We start from the raw sequence: 16,071 nt of genomic DNA, 5'->3' as shown, positions 1-16,071 counted from the left end.
TCCAGCGCGAGTACTTCAAGATCGTCAAGGGCGAGAACCCCAAGTACGACGCCTGGCTCGACAAGTACGAGATCTAGGACCATATCCGCCCCGCGCCGTGCCCCTCCGGGCCCGGCGCGGGGCAGGGCCGCCATGAGCCAGACCCACCTGACCCACAAGTACCGCCCCCAGCGCTTCGCCGATGTCGCCGGGCAGCAGGTCATCAAGACCATCCTCTCCCGCGCGGCGGCCACGGGCGCCGTGGCCCCGGCCTATCTTTTCAGCGGCACGCGCGGCGTGGGCAAGACGACCATCGCGCGCATCTTCGCCAAGGCGCTGAACTGCGAGCAGGGCCCGGCCGCCGAGCCCTGCAACCAGTGCGCCCGCTGCCGCCAGATCCAGGTCGGCGCCGCCGTGGACGTGATGGAGATCGACGGCGCCTCGCACACCGGCGTGGAGAACGTGCGCTCCCTCAAGGAGGACGTGGGCTTCGCGCCCATCGACTGCCGCTACAAGGTCTTCATCATCGACGAGGCGCACATGCTCTCCAAGGGCGCCTTCAACGCCCTGCTGAAGACCCTGGAGGAGCCCCCGGCCCACGCGACCTTCATCATGGCCACCACCGAGCCGCACCGCTTCCCGGCCACCATCATCAGCCGCTGCCAGCACTACATCTTCCAGCGCCTGGGCCACAGGGAGCTGGAGGCGCACCTCGCCGGGCTGCTCAAGGCCGAGGGCCTGGACTACGACGCCGACGCCGTGGCCCTGCTGGCCCGGCGCGGGGCGGGCAGCGTGCGCGACTCCATGTCGCTGCTGGGGCAGGTGCTGGCCCTGGGCGGCGGGCGGCTGACCAGCGCCGATGTGCGCCAGGTCCTGGGGCTGGCCGGGCGCGACATCCTGTTCCGCCTGCTGGAGGCCATCCACGGGCGCGACTGCCTGGGCGTGTCCACCGTGCTGCGCGAGATCCTGGACCAGGGGCTGGACCTGGGCTTCTTCCTGCGCGAGCTGACGGAATGCTGGCGCACGCTGTTCCTGCTGGGCCAGTCGGGCGAGGCGGCCCTGGCCGTGCTGGATATTTCCGCCGACGAGGCCCCGCAGTGGATGCAATGGACCCGGCGTTTCGACCCGGCCCACGTCCACGCCGGCTGGCAGCTGACCCTGGAGGGCCAGCAGCGCGTGCGCAACAGCCTGGAACCGGCCCTGGCCCTGGAGCTTCTGCTGCTCAACCTGGCCTGCCTGCCCCGGCTGCTGCCCCTGGGCGACATCGCCCGCACGGGCGCGGCGCCAGCGGCCCCGCCAGCCCCGGGCGCCGAGCCGGGCCCAGGCGCCGAGGCGCCGCCCGCGCCGCCGCGCCCCGCCGCCGCGCCCCGGGGCGCCGCCAGGGCCCGCGAGGCCGATGCTCCCGCCCCCGCCGGGGAGCCGGGCCCCGAGGACGACACGGACCCCGGCCCGGACACGGATCCCGGCCCGGAGACGGACCCCGACGCCTGGCGCGCCCAGGTGGCCGACCCGGACCCCGGACCGCAGGACTCCGACCCCGGACCGCAGGACTCCGACCCCGGCCCCCGGGAGGCGCACGGGCTGCCGCCTGCGCGGCCCCGCGCGGCGCGGCGCGCCACAGCCGCCCCCACGGTGCGCGACCACGGCGTGCCCCTGCCCGACGGGCCGCGCACCTGGGAGGGGTTCCGCCAGTTCGCCCAGGCCGTGCAGGAGCGCACGGGCCGGGGCGTGGGCGGACTGATGCAGGCCGGGGCGCGCTACGCCGAGGGCGTCCTGACCCTGGAGTGCCAGAACCAGATGCACTGCACCCAGATTCGCCGGGGCGAGGCCTTCGCGGCGCTCACCGCCCTGGTGGAGGAATATTTCGGCCCCGGCACGCAGGTCGGGTTCCAGGTGCCCGAACGCCGGGAGGCGACGCACAAGGAACTGGAGGCCAAAGCCAGGGCCCATCCGCTGGTCCAGTCCGTGATGGGCGCTTTCGACGCCGGATTCGTGGACGCCCGCCCGGCCCCGGCTAAGGCTGGGGACGCCCCTTCACCTGAACACACCGAAATAGATGGAGAATAAGCCATGCGTGGCATGAACGACCTGATGCGCCAGGCGCAGATGATGCAGAAGAAGATGGAAAAGCTCCAGGCCGAGCTGAAGACCCGGGAGGTCGAGGCCGGCGCCGGGGGCGGTATGGTCAGCGTCACCGCCACCTGCGCGGGCGAGGTCAAGGCCATCCGCATCGACCCGGCCTGCGTGGACCCGGGCGACGTGGAGATGCTCCAGGACCTGGTGCTGGCCGCCGTCAACGAGGCCGTGAAGAAGGGCAAGGAGACCGCCGAGGCCGAGATGAAGACCATCACCGGCGGCGTCAACATCCCCGGCCTGTTCTAGGAGTCCTGGCGTGCAGCAGCTTCCCGAGCCGCTCCGGGCGGTGGTCGACCAGCTTTCGCGCCTGCCGGGCCTGGGGCCGAAATCGGCCCTGCGCGCGGCCCTCGAACTGCTCAAATGGCCCCTGCCCAAGGCCCGGGGCCTGGGCCAGAGCATCCTGGAGCTGCGCGAACGGCTGTTCTTTTGCGAGCGCTGCGCCAGCCTGTCGGACTGCAACCCCTGCTGCATCTGTTCCGACCCGGCCCGCGACGGCTCCCAGCTCATGGTCGTGGCCGAATGGGACAGCCTGCTGGCCATCGAGGACGGCGGGTTCTACAAGGGCCGCTACCTCGTCCTGGGCGGGCTGCTGGCCCCGCTGGAGAACGTGACCTCCCAGAACCTGGAGATTCCCCGGTTGCGGGCGCGGCTGGCCGAGGGGCGGGTGGCCGAGGTCATCCTGGCCCTGGGCACGACCCTGGAGGCCGAGACCACGGCCACCTTCATCAAGGATCTCGTGGCCCGCGCCCACCCCGGGGTGCGCGTCAGCCGCCTGGCCCAGGGCATCCCCCTGGGCGCCGAGGTCAAATTCGTGGACCGCGAGACCCTGCGCCAGTCGCTGCGGTTCCGCCAGGACCTCTAGCTCCGCGCGCCCGGGCGCCCGAGCGGGACAGGACATGGCCGAGACCCTGAAGGCCGAAGTCAAGAGCGTGGTCTACCACAATCCGGCCAACGGCTATACCGTGGCCCGGGTCCGCGCCCGGAACGAGGCCGGGGATGTGACCGTGGTCGGCGTCATGGCCCAGGTCTGCCCCGGCGAGATGCTCGACCTCACGGGCCGCTGGGTGGACCACCCCAAGTTCGGGCGCCAGTTCGAGGTCCATGTGGCCCAGCAGGCCATGCCCGCGACCATCAACGGCATCCGGCGCTACCTCTCCTCGGGCAACGTGCGCGGCATCGGCCCGAAGCTGGCCGCGCGGCTGGTGGACCACTTCGGGGCCGCGGTCCTGGACGTGCTCGACCAGGAACCCGAACGCCTCCTGGAGGTGGAGGGCCTGGGCCGCAAGAAGCTCGCGGCCATCCGCGAGTCCTGGGCCGGGCAGCACGAGGCGCGCAACCTGATGATCTTCCTGCAATCGCATCAGGTTTCGCCCACCCACGCGGCGCGCATCTGGCAGCGCTACGGCAGCGGGGCCGAGGCCAAGCTGCGCGAGAACCCCTACGAACTGGCCTACGAGATCCGCGGCGTGGGCTTTCGCACCGCCGACGGCATGGCCCTGCGCCTGGGCTTTTCGCCCGACGCGCCCCAGCGCGTGGAGGCCGGGGTGGTCTACGCCCTGTTCTCGGCCAGCGAAAAGGGCCACCTGTTCCTGCCCGAGGACGAGCTGGTGCGCCATGTGCTGGGGCTTCTGGCGGGCTGGGAGCGCGTGCTGGCGGCGCCGGGGGACGAGGGCGGCCCCGGCACGGAACCCGGCGCGGGCGGGGAGCCGCAGGACCAGGACGGACCGCCGCCCTGGCTGCTGGAGGACGACCCCGGCCTTGCGGACGCGGGCGCCGGGCCGGGCCCCGAAGCCGTGCGCGCCGCCGTGGCCGCCCTGGAGCACCGCAAGCGCGTGGTGGTGGAGGAGCTCCCGGCCCAGGGGGTGCCCCGTGCCGTGTTCCTCATGCATTTCTATCGCCACGAGACCGAGACGGCCACGCGCCTGTACCATCTCATCGAGCATCCCACGCCCCTGGACCTGGCGGCCATCCGCAGGGTCATGCCCGGGGTGGAGGCCGCGGCGCAGGTGGAGCTGTCGGCCGAGCAGCGCGCGGCCGTGCTGGCCGGGTGCGAGAACAAGGTCTTTGTCATCACCGGCGGCCCCGGCACGGGCAAGACGACCATCACGCGCACCCTGGTCAGCGTGCTCACGGCCCTGAAGTTCAAGGTCAAGCTGGCCGCGCCCACGGGCCGGGCGGCCAAGCGGCTGGCCGAGGCCACGGACCATCCGGCCTCCACCCTGCACCGGCTGTTGCAGTATTCCCCCGAGGGCGGCTTCCAGCTCGGCGAGGACAACAAGATCGAGGCCGCCGCCGTGGTGGTGGACGAAGCCTCCATGCTCGACGAGTCGCTGTTCCTCGCACTGCTGCGGGCCCTGCCCCTGACCTGCCGCCTGGTGCTCATCGGCGACGTGAACCAGCTGCCCTCGGTGGGCCCGGGCAACATCCTGGGCGACATCCTTGCCAGCCAGGCCGTGCCCCACGCGGTGCTCACGCGCATCTTCCGCCAGGCCCGCGAGAGCCTCATCGTGACCAACGCCCACCGCGTCAACGCGGGCCAGCTGCCCGAGAACAACGAGCCCCCCGGCCCGGCGGACGACTTCTTCTGGGTCCGCCGCGCGGACCCCGCCGACATCCGCGACTACATCCTGGAGCTGGCCACCCAGCGCATCCCCAGGGCCTACGGCCTGGACCCGCGCCGCGACATCCAGGTGCTCACGCCCATCCACAAGGGCCCCCTGGGCACCCAGGCCCTCAACCGCCTGCTCCAGGAGCGGCTGAACCCCCGGGGCCGGGAGATCCGGCGCGGGGAAACGATCTTCCGCCAGGGCGACCGCGTGCTCCAGCTGCGCAACAACTACGACAAGGACGTGTTCAACGGCGACCTGGGCTGGATCGCGGCGGCGGACCCCGCCGAGGGCGAGCTGCTGGTGGAGTTCGACGGCCGCGAGGTGGCCTACGAGGCCCACGAGCTGGACGAGCTGGCCCCGGCCTATGCCGTGTCGGTCCACAAGTCCCAGGGCAGCGAGTACCCGGCGGTGATCATGCCCGTGGTGCCGCAGCACTACATCATGCTGGAGCGCAACCTGATCTACACCGGCCTGACCCGCGCGCGCAGGCTGGCCGTGCTCATCGGGCCCGCCCGGGCGATGGCCATCGGCCTTGGGCGCGCCAACAGCCGCAAGCGCAACACCAACCTGCAATACCGCCTCCAGGCGGCGTTCAACCACTGAGAGACGGAGGCACTCCATGCCCGAAACCACGCGCAGGCCCGCGCAGATACTGACCATCGCCGGATCGGACCCCGGCGGCGGGGCGGGCATCCAGGCCGACCTGAAGACCATCGCCATGCTCGGCGGCTACGGCATGAGCGTTATCACGGCGCTCACGGCCCAGAACTCCCTGGGCGTCACGGGCATCGAGGCGCCCGCGCCCGGTTTCGTGGGCCTGCAACTGTCCACCGTGCTGGAAGATTTCCGCGTTGCGGCGGCCAAGACCGGGATGCTGTTCTCGGCGGCCATCATCGACGCCGTGGCCGACGGGCTGGAGGGCAAGTCCTTCCCCCTGGTGGTGGACCCGGTGTGCGTCAGCCAGAGCGGGCACCGCCTGCTGGAGGAGGACGCCGTGGACGCCCTGCGGCGGCGCATGCTGCCCCTGGCGGACCTGCTGACCCCCAACCGGCCCGAGGCAGAGCTGCTGGCGGGCATGGAAATCCGCAGCCCCGAGGCCGCGCGCCGGGCCGTGGGGCGGCTGTTGGCCCTGGGCGCCCGGGCCGTGCTGCTCAAGGGCGGGCACTTCAGCGGCGAGCACCTGGAGGGCCCGGACCCCGGGCGCATGGCCGACCTGCTGGGGCTGGCCGACGGCAGCTTCCTGGTCCTCGACCAGCCCCGGGTGGACACGGAAAACACCCACGGCACGGGCTGCACCCTGTCGGCGGCCATCGCCACCGGCCTGGGCCAGGGGCTGGGGCTGCCCCAGGCCGTGGCCCGGGCCCAGCGCTACCTGAACCTGGCCCTGCGCCACTCCTTCGCCCCCGGCCACGGGGCCGGACCCGTGGCCCACGGCATCCCCCTGGCCCTGCTGGCGCGCGGGGCCGATCCGCTGGAGGCCGCCCTGCGGGAGCCCTGAGGCGCGCCCCGGGCGGCGGGCCGGGGCGCGGCCCGGGTGCCACGGGCTTGACAGGGCGGGGCAAATAGGGTTTCTAGCCTGCGCACCGTGGGATGATTGACACCCCCGTCCGGCGTGGCTAATGCATGTCCTTTTGCAGGGCCGGGGTGCGCCCGGGCGCCAGGGGCGCCCCGGCGCGGACGGTGCCGGACGGACGGGCCGCACCGCAGGCGGGACGGCCCCGGGCGTCCGGTCGCCGTCGTTTCCATCTCCGGAGTCATATTTTCGCCCGCCGGGGGCACCGCCCCGCCGCGCCGGGCGGGTTCGCGCCACGCAGGGGTGGTGGAATTGGTAAACACGCTGGTCTTAGGAGCCAGTGCCGCAAGGCTTGAGGGTTCGAGTCCCTCCCCCTGCACCACGCCGCCCGCGCTGGCCAACGATTTCCTCTTCCTGCGGGAACGAGGCAGACGCACAAGGAGCCGAACACATGGAATACAAGGTCGAAGAACTGTCCCCCGTCGAGCGCAAGGTGGTTGTCTCCGTTCCCGTCGAGGAAGTGGACGCCGCCATCCAGGCCACTGTGGCCGTCTACCGCACCACGGTTGACATCAAGGGCTTCCGCAAGGGCAAGGTGCCGTCCCAGATGGTGGAGAGCCGCTTCCGCCAGCAGATCGCCGAGGAGGCCACCACGGACCTGGTCAACGTCCACCTGAACGAGATCATGGGTGAGCTGGGCGTGCAGCCCATGTCGCGCCTGGATGTCGACGCCGGGCAGCTGGCGCGGGGCGAGGCCTTCAGCTACAGCGTGAAGTTCGAGGTCGCCCCGACCTTCGATGTGCCCGAGTACATGGGCCTCGAAGTGGAGCAGGAGAAGCCCGAGGTCGACCCCGCCGAGGTCGACGCCGTGGTCGAGCGCATCCGCGAGAACCTGGCCGAGGCCCGGACCGTGACCGAGGACCGCACCGCCCAGGACGGCGACATCGTCGTGCTGGACTTTTCGGCCTGGCAGGACGGCAAGGCCGTGGACGAGATCAAGGCCAACGGCTTCCAGCTGGTGCTGGGCGAAAAGCAGTCCCTGCCCGAGTTCGAGGCCATCGTGAAGAAGCTCAAGCCCGGGGAGAACGGCGAGGACGACATCACCTTCCCCGAGGACTTCATCAACCGCGATTTCGCGGGCCGCACCGTGACCCTGCGCGTCAAGCTGCATGAGATCAAGGCCAAGGTGCTGCCCGAGATCGACGACGCCTTCGCCAAGAAGGCCGGCGGCTTCAAGGACGTGGCCATGATGCGCGAGGCCATCGAGAACTCCTACATGGAGTCGCGCCGCAACCTCGTGCGCTCCGACGCGCAGAAGAAGCTGGTCGACCAGCTGCTGGCCCAGGTGGACTTCCCCCTGCCGCCCATGGTGGTGGAGGAGCATGTGGCCCAGCTGCTGGCGGACTTCAAGCACCGCGTCGAGAGCCAGGGCCGCCGCATGGAGGCCCTGGGCAAGACCGCCCAGGAGCTGCGCGACGAGTTCCGGCCCAAGGCCGAGGAGATGGTCCGCACCCAGATGCTGCTGCTGGCCGTCGCCGCCAAGGAAGGCATGGCCGTGGGCAACGAGGAGGTGGACCGCCACCTGCTCCAGGAGGCCATCCGCACCAAGCAGGACCCCGAGACCGTGCGCCGTTACTACGAGGAGAACAACCTCATGTTCGCCCTCAAGGACCGGCTGCTGGCCGACAAGGCCGTGGACAAGATCTACGCCAGCGCCAAGGTGATCGAGGTCGCGCCCAAGGCCAAGGCCGAGGGCGGCGAGGAGGCCCCGGCCAAGCCCGCCCGCAAGGCCCCGGCCAAGAAGGCCGCCAAGGATGCGGCCGAGGAGGGCGCCCCGGCCGCCAAGCCCGCGGCCAAGGCCAAGAAGGACGGCGCCGAGAAGAAGGCCCCGGCCAAGAAGGCCGCCAAGCCCGCCAAGGCCGACGAGTAGCCAGGCACTTTCGGGGCGGGGTTCCGGTGCCGGGGCCCCGCCCTGTCCTTTCCGGGCGGCTGGGCGCCCGGCCCAGCCCGCGTCCAGCGGGCACGCGCGTTTTGAGGCTGGACGCGCCAAGGGCCCTTGGCGTATGCTGATTCATGGGTCCCAAGGCGTCCGGGGCCCGTCTTTCACCGGCAATCAAGGGGGATATTCCCAATGCCCACCGTTCCCATAGTCATCGAGACCACCGGGCGCACCGAGCGCGCCTACGACATCTATTCCCGCCTGCTGCGCGACCGGATCATCCTGCTGGGCACGGCCATCGACGACCATGTGGCCAGCCTGGTCTGCGCCCAGCTCCTGTTCCTGGAGTCCGAAAACCCGGAAAAACCCATCAACCTGTACGTCAACTCCCCGGGCGGCGTGGTCACGGCGGGCATGGCCATCTATGACACCATGCAGTACATTTCCGCCCCCGTGTCCACCGTGTGCATCGGCCAGGCGTCGAGCATGGGCGCCGTGCTGCTCGCGGCGGGCGAACCTGGTATGCGTTTTGCTTTGCCTCACGCACGGATCCTCATCCACCAGCCTCTGGGCGGGATGCAGGGCCAGGCCACGGATATCGACATCCACGCCCGCGAGATACTGCGCATGCGCGAGATGCTGAACGGCATCCTGGCCGCACACACCGGCAAGAAGCTCAAGAAAATCGCCGAGGACACCGAGCGCGACTATTTCATGGGCCCCCAGGAGGCCAAGGACTACGGGATCATCGACAAGATCCTGGTGTCGCGCAGGGAACTGCCGGAACAAGCCAAGGAGTAGAAGGCACATGTCCGACAAGAAAACGGGCCTGCCCCCCGAGCTGAGCTGCTCGTTTTGCGGCAAGGGGCAGGACGAGGTGCAACGGCTCATCGCGGGGCCCGATGTCTACATCTGCGACGAGTGCGTCGGCCTTTGCAACGAGATCATCGCCCAGGAGGGCGTGGGCGAGGAGACGCAGGACGGCCGCCTGCTGACCCCCGAGGAGATCAAGAATCTCCTGGACGAATACGTCATCGGCCAGGGCACCCCCAAGAAGACCCTGGCCGTGGCCGTGCACAACCATTACAAGCGCGTGTTCCACGCGAGCCGCTCCAAGAGCGACGTGGAGCTGGACAAGAGCAACATCCTGCTCATCGGCCCCACGGGCTCGGGCAAGACCCTGCTGGCCCAGACCCTGGCCCGCGTGCTCAAGGTGCCCTTTGCCATCGCCGACGCCACGACCCTGACCGAGGCAGGCTATGTGGGCGAGGACGTGGAGAACATCCTCGTCCAGCTGCTGCAAAACGCCGACTACGACATCGAGGCCGCCTCGCGGGGCATCATCTATGTGGACGAGATCGACAAGATCGCCCGCAAGGGCGACAGCCCGTCCATCACCCGCGACGTGTCCGGCGAGGGCGTGCAGCAGGCGCTGCTCAAGATCATCGAGGGCACCGAGGCCAACATCCCGCCCAAGGGCGGCCGCAAGCACCCGCAGCAGGAGTTCATCCGCATGAACACCTCGAACATCCTGTTCATCCTGGGCGGGGCGTTCATCGGCCTGGAGAAGATCATCCAGGGCCGGCGCGAGGGCAGCGGGCTGGGCTTCGGCGCGCAGCTGCGCAAGACCCAGGAGGCCAAGACCGATGAGCTGATCCGCGACGTGAGCCCCGACGACCTGGTCAAGTTCGGGCTGATCCCCGAATTCGTGGGCCGCATCCCCGTGGTCGCCAGCCTGGAGGAGCTCACCGAGGACGACCTTGTGCGCATCCTCACCGAGCCGCGCAACGCCCTGGTCAAGCAGTACCAGAAGCTCTTCGAGCTGGACGAGGTGCGCCTGCGCTTCACCGCCAACGCCTTGACGGCGGTGGCCAAGAAGGCCCTGGGCCGCAAGACCGGCGCCCGCGGCCTGCGCAGCGTGCTCGAGGGCGTGATGCTCGACATCATGTACCGCCTGCCCTCGCTAGAGGGCGTCAAGGAATGCGTGATCAACAGCGCCGTGGTGGAGAACGCCCAGGAGCCGCTGCTGATCTTCCAGTCCGAAGTCAAATCCGCCTGAGGGACCGCCGCGCCGGGGCCGCCCCGGCGCGGCGGCGCCGCGCAGTTGACATCCGCCTCGGCGGTCATAGCTTGTCGGAGTCCGGGCCCTGTGCCCCTCACCGTTTCCCGGAGGAATAGATGTCGAATTTCGTCATGGTGGACAACGACCCCCGCTCCGAAGAATTGCGCCTGCCGCTCATGTCCCTGCGCGAGGTGGTCATGTTCCCGCGCTCCATCGTCCCGCTTTTCGTGGGGCGCGAGGCCTCGGTGAAAGCCATCGAGACCGCCCTGGCCAACTTCAACAAAAAGATCTTCCTCGTCGCCCAGCGCAGCCCCGAGCAGGAGCGCCCGACCCCCGACGATCTTTTCGACATCGGCACCGTCAGCAAGATTCTCCAGCTCCTGCGCCTGCCTGACGGCACCATCAAGGTGCTCTTCGAGGGCCTGTACCGCGCCCGCTGGACCCCCGCCGAGGGCCTTGTGCCCCTGGACTCCAAGGACGGCAAGGCCGAGTTCCCCATGGCCGTGGTGCGCCGCGTGCCCGACTTCGAGGCCGACTCGGCCGACGCCGAGGCCCTGGTGCGCGCCACCCATGAGGCTCTGGAGGAGTACGGCAAGGTCAACAAGAAAATGGCCGCCGAGACCATCGTGGCCATCTCGTCGCTGACCAACGCGGGCCGGCTGGCCGACGCCGTGATGCCCCACCTCAAGGTGGACTATGTGCGCAAGCAGGAGATCCTGGAGCAGGCCGACCCCATGCGCCGCCTGGAGGAGACCTACGCGCTGCTGCAAAGCGAGATCGAGATCGCCTCGCTGGAGAAGAAGATCAAGTCGCGCGTGAAGGACCAGATGGAGCGCAACCAGCGCGAGTACTACCTGAACGAGCAGCTCAAGGCCATCAACAAGGAAATGGGCCGCGAGGACGACCCCAACGTCGAGGTCGCCGAGCTGGAGAAGCGCCTGGCCGAGAAGGTCATGCCCGAGGAGAACCGCGACAAGGCCCTGCGCGAGCTCAAGAAGCTCAAGCAGATTCCGCCCTCGTCGGCGGAATATACCGTGGTGCGCAACTATGTGGACTGGATCCTCGACCTGCCCTGGAACGTCCACAAGGAAACCGACCTGGACATCGAACAGGCCCGGACCATCCTCGACCAGGACCACTTCGGCCTGGAAAAGCCCAAGGAGCGCATCCTCGAATACCTGGCCGTGCAGAGCCTGGTGGAGACCATGAAAGGCCCCATCCTGTGCCTGGTGGGCCCTCCCGGCGTGGGCAAGACCTCCATCTCCAAGTCCGTCGCCCGCGCCACGGGCCGCGAGTTCGTGCGCCTGTCCCTGGGCGGGGTGCGCGACGAGGCCGAAATCCGCGGCCACCGGCGGACCTATGTCGGCGCGCTGCCCGGCAAGATCATCCAGGCCCTGAAGCGCGTGAAGTTCAACAACCCCGTCTTCTGCCTGGACGAGGTGGACAAGATGTCCATGGACTTCCGGGGCGACCCGTCGGCGGCGCTGCTCGAAGTCCTCGACCCCGAGCAGAACTCGACCTTCAACGACCACTACCTGGACATGGACTACGACCTGTCCAAGGTCTTCTTCATCACCACGGCCAACAGCCTGCACTCCATTCCCCTGCCGTTGCAGGACCGCATGGAGATCATCAAGCTGCCCGGCTACCTGGAAACCGAGAAGATGCAGATCGCCCGCAACTTCCTGGTGCCCAAGCAGATCAGGGAGCACGGCCTCAAGCCCGAGAACCTGACCCTGACGGACAACGCCCTGACGGAAATCATCCGCCGCTACACCCGCGAGGCGGGCGTGCGCAACCTCGAGCGCGAGGTGGCCGCCGTGTGCCGCAAGTCGGCCATGAAGCTGGTGGAGGAGGGCGACATGGAAAAGACCGTCAAGGTCACCAAGCAGCAGCTGGCGCAGCTGCTTGGCGTGCCCAAGCACAGCTACGGCGAGAAGGAGGACGCCCCCCAGGTGGGCGTGACCACCGGGCTGGCCTACACCGAGCTCGGCGGCGAGCTGCTGCTTGTGGAAACCGCGCTCATGCCCGGCACCGGGCGGGTGGAGATCACCGGCAAGCTCGGCGAGGTCATGCAGGAGTCGGCCAAGGCCGCCCTGTCCTACATCCGCTCGCGCTCGGACCTCTTCGGCCTCAAGCGCGACTTCCACAAGGAAATCGACATCCACGTCCACGTTCCGGAGGGCGCCATCCCCAAGGACGGGCCCAGCGCGGGCATCACCCTGGCCACCTCCCTGGCCTCGGCGCTGCTCAACCTGCCGGTGGACAACGAGCTGGCCATGACCGGCGAGATCACCCTGCGCGGGCGCGTGCTGCCCATCGGCGGCCTGCGCGAGAAGCTCCTGGCCGCCCACCGGGGGCTGATCAGGAAGGTGCTCATCCCCAAGGAGAACGCCAAGGACCTGAAGGACGTGCCCGCGGCCATCCTGCGCGACCTGACCATCGTCGAGGTCGCGAGCATGGACGAGGTGCTCTCCCACGCCCTGGTCTGCGCGGATCCGGAGAAGATATTCTCCGGCCGGGGGGCGGACCTGTGCCCCGTGGCGGCCTCGCTGGCCAAGGAAGCCGTGGAGGGCCCGACCCACTAGGGCCGGGCGCCGTCCCGCCCCGCCACGGCGGGGCGAGCTGCGAACAAAAAGGCCGGAGCGCGTTGCGCTCCGGCCTTTTCGCGTTGGTCGCCGGGGCCGGTGGGGGCGGGCCGCCTATTCGGTGAAGTCCAGCAGGGTCGGTTCCTGGCTGGCGGCGCCCAGGGTGCGCACCGGCGCGGGCAGGCTCCACTGGGACATCCCCAGGGCCCGGGCCGTGCGGGGGGCCCAGGCGGTGTCCACGCTGGGGCGGACCCGCGCGGCCTGGGCCCGGGCGTCCGTGTCCAGCAGCTCGGCGGTCTCGGGCGTGAGGCGCACCGTGCCCGAAGCCATGGCCAGCACCTCGCCCGTGGGCGCGTGCAGCAGGCGGATGTTGAAGCGCACGCTGCGCGAGGTCTGGCTGTAGGTGCCCGCCAGCAGCACCTCGCTTTGCGGGCTGCGCTCGCCAAGCAGGCGCACATCGCGCGAGAGGGCCAGCTCGCCGGTGGCGGGGTCGAGCATCAGGTTGCGCGCCCGGCGGATCTCCTGGACGCGGTAGCCGCTGGCCACGAACCAGGAGGCCAGCTCCTCGCCCATGAGCCGCGCCAGGGGCGAGCTTTTTTCCAGGTCGCCCAGGTCCACGGGGGTGGAGAGGATGAGGGAGGTGCCTCGGGCGGGGCCTTCGAGCAGTTGCAGCCGCTCCACGAGCTGGCCGTCGAGCTGCGCGGCGATGGCGGCGGCGGTCTGGGGCACGCTCTGGGCGGCCGGGGCCGGGGCGGCCAGGGCCAGGGCAGCGGCCAGGGCCAGGGCGGCGGTCAGGGGGCGAAAGATGGACATGGGGCCTCCTACCTGTTGGAGAGGATGATGCGGTCCGTGGCTTCCAGCTCCCGGGCCAGGGTGTCGCGCATGGCGTCGTCGCGGGCGGCGGCCAGGCCGTGCATGAAGGTTTCGCGCGCAAGCTCATGGCGCCCCTGGGCCTGGTATTCGCGGCCCAGGGCCAGGCAGCGCACGGCGTGTTCGTGGTAGGCCACCGGATGCGGGGCTGCCTTGGGCGCGGGGGCCACGGCCTGCCACAGGGAGCAGCCCCCCAGCAGCAGGGCCAGCAGGGCGGCGGCCAGAAGAGGCGTTGCGGAGATGCGCATGGTGCGTCCTTGGCGTGGGCCTAGTGGAGCGTGTTCTGCTGGAACATGAACTGCAGGCTCGTGTCGTCCTTCATGTCCGCCAGCGATTTGACTTCGGTCTGGGCGGCGCGCAGGCGCATGCCCCCGCCCTTGGTCAGCATGGCCCTGGTCACGGGCGTCTGGGGGAAGACCATGTTCGCCGTGCGCAGCACCAGCCCGTCCTTGGTGTCGAACAGGCGCGCGTTGACGAACACGTTGTGCTTGTCGAAATAGTAGGTGCCCGACAGGGCCAGCCCCGACGGGCGCGGGCGCGCGGCCTGGGCCATGTCGCGGGTGATGACGAATTCGCCCTCCTCGGGGCGGGTCAGCACGCTCTTCATGGTCCGGTATTCGCGCACGGGGATGCCCAGCTGGTTCAGCTCGTAGAACATCTGCTCGGCGATGTAACGCCCGAAGGCCGAGGTGCTGTCCAGGTCGTCCTGGTTCACGAAGGAGGCGGGCAGGGCCACGCCGCTGCCAAGGCCCGTGGTGCCGCGTTCGAAGAGCTGGGCGGCCATCTCGCGGATTTGCAGACGGATTTCGCGGGCGGCGACGTGCTCCTGGCTGGGCGCGGGGACGGGCTCGGCCGTGCCGATCCAGACGTATCCCCCGGCGCCGTCGGGGGTGAGCACCCCGGCGGGCACCCCGGGGGCTGCGAATATGGGCCGCCGGGCGCCGTCGACCTGGGCCTTGCCCAGGTGGCGGGCGGTGGTCCCGGCTCCGGGATCCAGGCGCGCGGCGCCGGCGGCCGCATCGGCGTTGCGCCGGGCCAGGGCGGCGGCGGTGGCGTCGTCGGCCCCGGCGGTGGCCGGAAGCAGGACGGCGGCCGCCAGCAGGACGGCCAGCAGGGCCGGGCGTAAGCAATGGCTGGACATGGTGCTCCCCCGAAGGGTCGTTGACGGAAATGGCTCTGGAGGCTCTATCGGCCGGGGCGGGGAAAAGCTTTACACCCCGCGCGGGGCGGGGGAGGGGGGCTGCCCGGGGCGGGCGGGGGGGCTTGCGGGCGCGGGGCCCGGGCGGGGCGCGCGGCCGGGGGTCAGATCCGGTCGCAGGGGATGTTGAGCATGAATTCCTCGATCTGGTCGAGGTATTCGGCGTAGGCGTCGAGCTTGAACTTGCCGCCGCACTGGCCGCAGAAGAGGTAGACCTCCCGGCAGGAGCGGATCACGCGCAGGGAGCCCTGGCATTCCTTGCACGCCATCCGGGCGTCGGCCTGGCGGGGGCCGCCGAACAGGGTCGGGGTGTTCCACATGGTGGGGAAATCCTCTGGTGTTGTCGGTTGTGCGCAAGGCCGGGGCGGGTCGGCCGCCGCGGCGGATAATGCACCATTTCAGGCCCGCGGGCAAGTCCCTCCTGTGGTGGTGGGAAATAGGCGGGCGAATTGCCCGCGGCGGTTTATTCCCGCGCGTTTTTCCGCTATGCAGGGAACAGGATCACCGCGCCCGCCACCCGGGGCCGGGCTCCGGAACCGTTTCGCCCGGGACAAGGAGAACCCATCATGCCCGAACATTGTGTCAACCTGATGATCGCCGGGGCCGCCGGCCAGGGGCTGTCCACCGTGGGCCAGCTGCTGGCCAGGAGCCTTGTGCGCGGCGGCCATGAAGTGCTGGTGCGCCAGGATTTCATGTCCCGCGTGCGCGGCGGGCACAACACGTTTCTCATCCGTGCCGCCGACTTTCCCCTGGACGCCCCGCGCGAGCCCCTGGACCTGCTCATGGCCCTGAACCAGGAGGGCGTGGACCTGCACCTGGAGGAACTGGCGCCGGGCGGCATGGTTTTCGCCGACGCCGGGCTGGACCTCAGGGACGCGCCGGGCCGCAGCGTGCCCTTCGCCGGGCTGGCGCCCAAGCCCATTTTCCAGAACGTCGCGGCCCTGGGCGTGCTGGCGGGCATCCTGGGCCTGGACCCCGCCATCCCCAAGGCCCTGCTGGGCGAGACCTTCGCCGCGAAGGGCCGGGACGTGGTGGCCCGCAACCACGAGGTTCTCGACGCCGCCTACGCCTGGGTGCGCGAGCAGGCGCCGCCCTTCGCCCCGCTGGCGCCGGTGGCCGACCCGCCGCGGCGGCTGATGCTTACGGGCAACGAGGCCCTGGCCCTGGGCGCCCTGGC

General features: G+C 70.2%; 14 protein-coding genes and 1 tRNA gene. 11 read left to right on the top strand and 4 right to left on the bottom strand.

Going from position 1 to position 16,071, the window contains the following annotated elements; all coding sequences use genetic code 11:
* Positions 1–132 precede the first annotated feature (132 nt).
* The 10 genes from dnaX (at position 133) to lon (ending at position 12,826) form a co-directional block, all read left to right on the top strand.
* Positions 133–2,046, top strand: coding sequence for a DNA polymerase III subunit gamma/tau (gene dnaX / locus M0P34_RS05740; protein WP_291497313.1), 1,914 nt, complete (start codon positions 133–135; stop codon positions 2,044–2,046).
* A gap of 3 nt (positions 2,047–2,049) precedes the next feature.
* Positions 2,050–2,361: a YbaB/EbfC family nucleoid-associated protein gene (locus M0P34_RS05735; RefSeq protein WP_291497311.1), complete on the top strand. Its 312-nt coding sequence runs from the start codon at positions 2,050–2,052 to the stop codon at positions 2,359–2,361.
* 10 nt (positions 2,362–2,371) lie between these two features.
* Positions 2,372–2,977 carry a recombination mediator RecR gene (gene recR / locus M0P34_RS05730; protein ID WP_291497309.1) on the top strand — a complete coding sequence of 202 codons (606 nt, stop codon included), beginning with the start codon at positions 2,372–2,374 and terminating at the stop codon, positions 2,975–2,977.
* Positions 2,978–3,011: 34 nt separating this feature from the next.
* On the top strand, positions 3,012–5,327 hold the full coding sequence (locus M0P34_RS05725; RefSeq protein WP_291497307.1) for an AAA family ATPase: 2,316 nt from the start codon (positions 3,012–3,014) through the stop codon (positions 5,325–5,327).
* A gap of 16 nt (positions 5,328–5,343) precedes the next feature.
* Positions 5,344–6,222, top strand: a complete 879-nt coding sequence (gene thiD / locus M0P34_RS05720; RefSeq protein ID WP_291497305.1) for a bifunctional hydroxymethylpyrimidine kinase/phosphomethylpyrimidine kinase — start codon at positions 5,344–5,346, stop codon at positions 6,220–6,222.
* Between the two features lie 312 nt (positions 6,223–6,534).
* A tRNA-Leu gene (locus M0P34_RS05715) sits at positions 6,535–6,619 on the top strand.
* A 69-nt stretch (positions 6,620–6,688) separates the two neighbouring features.
* The gene (gene tig / locus M0P34_RS05710; RefSeq protein WP_291497304.1) at positions 6,689–8,167 is read left to right on the top strand and encodes a trigger factor; all 1,479 of its coding nucleotides are present in this window, start codon (positions 6,689–6,691) and stop codon (positions 8,165–8,167) included.
* 201 nt (positions 8,168–8,368) lie between these two features.
* On the top strand, positions 8,369–8,977 hold the full coding sequence (gene clpP / locus M0P34_RS05705; protein ID WP_291497302.1) for an ATP-dependent Clp endopeptidase proteolytic subunit ClpP: 609 nt from the start codon (positions 8,369–8,371) through the stop codon (positions 8,975–8,977).
* A gap of 7 nt (positions 8,978–8,984) precedes the next feature.
* Positions 8,985–10,235, top strand: coding sequence for an ATP-dependent Clp protease ATP-binding subunit ClpX (gene clpX, locus M0P34_RS05700; protein WP_291497299.1), 1,251 nt, complete (start codon positions 8,985–8,987; stop codon positions 10,233–10,235).
* 119 nt (positions 10,236–10,354) lie between these two features.
* A complete protein-coding gene (gene lon, locus M0P34_RS05695; RefSeq protein ID WP_291497297.1) occupies positions 10,355–12,826 on the top strand; it encodes an endopeptidase La in 2,472 nt (823 codons plus the stop codon).
* A 114-nt stretch (positions 12,827–12,940) separates the two neighbouring features.
* On the opposite strand, the gene M0P34_RS05690 is transcribed toward lon, so the two are convergent.
* The 4 genes from M0P34_RS05690 to M0P34_RS05675 form a co-directional block, all read right to left on the bottom strand.
* Entirely contained in the window at positions 12,941–13,639 is a 699-nt protein-coding gene (locus tag M0P34_RS05690; RefSeq protein WP_291497295.1) for a FlgO family outer membrane protein, read from the bottom strand.
* An 8-nt stretch (positions 13,640–13,647) separates the two neighbouring features.
* Positions 13,648–13,944 carry a hypothetical protein gene (locus tag M0P34_RS05685; protein ID WP_291497293.1) on the bottom strand — a complete coding sequence of 99 codons (297 nt, stop codon included), beginning with the start codon at positions 13,942–13,944 and terminating at the stop codon, positions 13,648–13,650.
* A gap of 20 nt (positions 13,945–13,964) precedes the next feature.
* Positions 13,965–14,837, bottom strand: coding sequence for a FlgO family outer membrane protein (locus tag M0P34_RS05680; protein ID WP_291497291.1), 873 nt, complete (start codon positions 14,835–14,837; stop codon positions 13,965–13,967).
* A gap of 161 nt (positions 14,838–14,998) precedes the next feature.
* Positions 14,999–15,214 (bottom strand): dual CXXC motif small (seleno)protein, encoded by a 216-nt coding sequence (locus tag M0P34_RS05675; RefSeq protein ID WP_291497289.1) that lies wholly within the window; start codon positions 15,212–15,214, stop codon positions 14,999–15,001.
* A 246-nt stretch (positions 15,215–15,460) separates the two neighbouring features.
* On the opposite strand from M0P34_RS05675, the gene M0P34_RS05670 reads away from it, so the two are divergent.
* On the top strand, positions 15,461–16,071 hold a 611-nt coding region (locus tag M0P34_RS05670), incomplete at its 3' end, for a 2-oxoacid:acceptor oxidoreductase family protein (protein WP_291497282.1).

This window comes from Desulfocurvus sp., from assembly GCF_023230885.1.
GTDB lineage: Bacteria > Desulfobacterota > Desulfovibrionia > Desulfovibrionales > Desulfovibrionaceae > Desulfocurvus.
The sequence above is the reverse complement of the archived record's forward strand: the minus strand, read 5'-3'. Positions and strand labels throughout refer to the sequence as shown.

Excerpts from the sequence above, each read along its gene's own strand:
- M0P34_RS05685 (WP_291497293.1), bottom strand. The coding sequence starts at position 13,944 with ATGCGCATCTCCGCAACGCCTCTTCTGGCCGCCGCCCTGCTGGCCCTG.
- M0P34_RS05690 (WP_291497295.1), bottom strand. The coding sequence starts at position 13,639 with ATGTCCATCTTTCGCCCCCTGACCGCCGCCCTGGCCCTGGCCGCTGCC.
- M0P34_RS05725 (WP_291497307.1), top strand. The coding sequence starts at position 3,012 with ATGGCCGAGACCCTGAAGGCCGAAGTCAAGAGCGTGGTCTACCACAAT.
- clpX (WP_291497299.1), top strand. The coding sequence starts at position 8,985 with ATGTCCGACAAGAAAACGGGCCTGCCCCCCGAGCTGAGCTGCTCGTTT.
- M0P34_RS05680 (WP_291497291.1), bottom strand. The coding sequence starts at position 14,837 with ATGTCCAGCCATTGCTTACGCCCGGCCCTGCTGGCCGTCCTGCTGGCG.
- M0P34_RS05675 (WP_291497289.1), bottom strand. The coding sequence starts at position 15,214 with ATGTGGAACACCCCGACCCTGTTCGGCGGCCCCCGCCAGGCCGACGCC.
- lon (WP_291497297.1), top strand. The coding sequence starts at position 10,355 with ATGTCGAATTTCGTCATGGTGGACAACGACCCCCGCTCCGAAGAATTG.
- thiD (WP_291497305.1), top strand. The coding sequence starts at position 5,344 with ATGCCCGAAACCACGCGCAGGCCCGCGCAGATACTGACCATCGCCGGA.
- dnaX (WP_291497313.1), top strand. The coding sequence starts at position 133 with ATGAGCCAGACCCACCTGACCCACAAGTACCGCCCCCAGCGCTTCGCC.
- clpP (WP_291497302.1), top strand. The coding sequence starts at position 8,369 with ATGCCCACCGTTCCCATAGTCATCGAGACCACCGGGCGCACCGAGCGC.
- M0P34_RS05735 (WP_291497311.1), top strand. The coding sequence starts at position 2,050 with ATGCGTGGCATGAACGACCTGATGCGCCAGGCGCAGATGATGCAGAAG.
- tig (WP_291497304.1), top strand. The coding sequence starts at position 6,689 with ATGGAATACAAGGTCGAAGAACTGTCCCCCGTCGAGCGCAAGGTGGTT.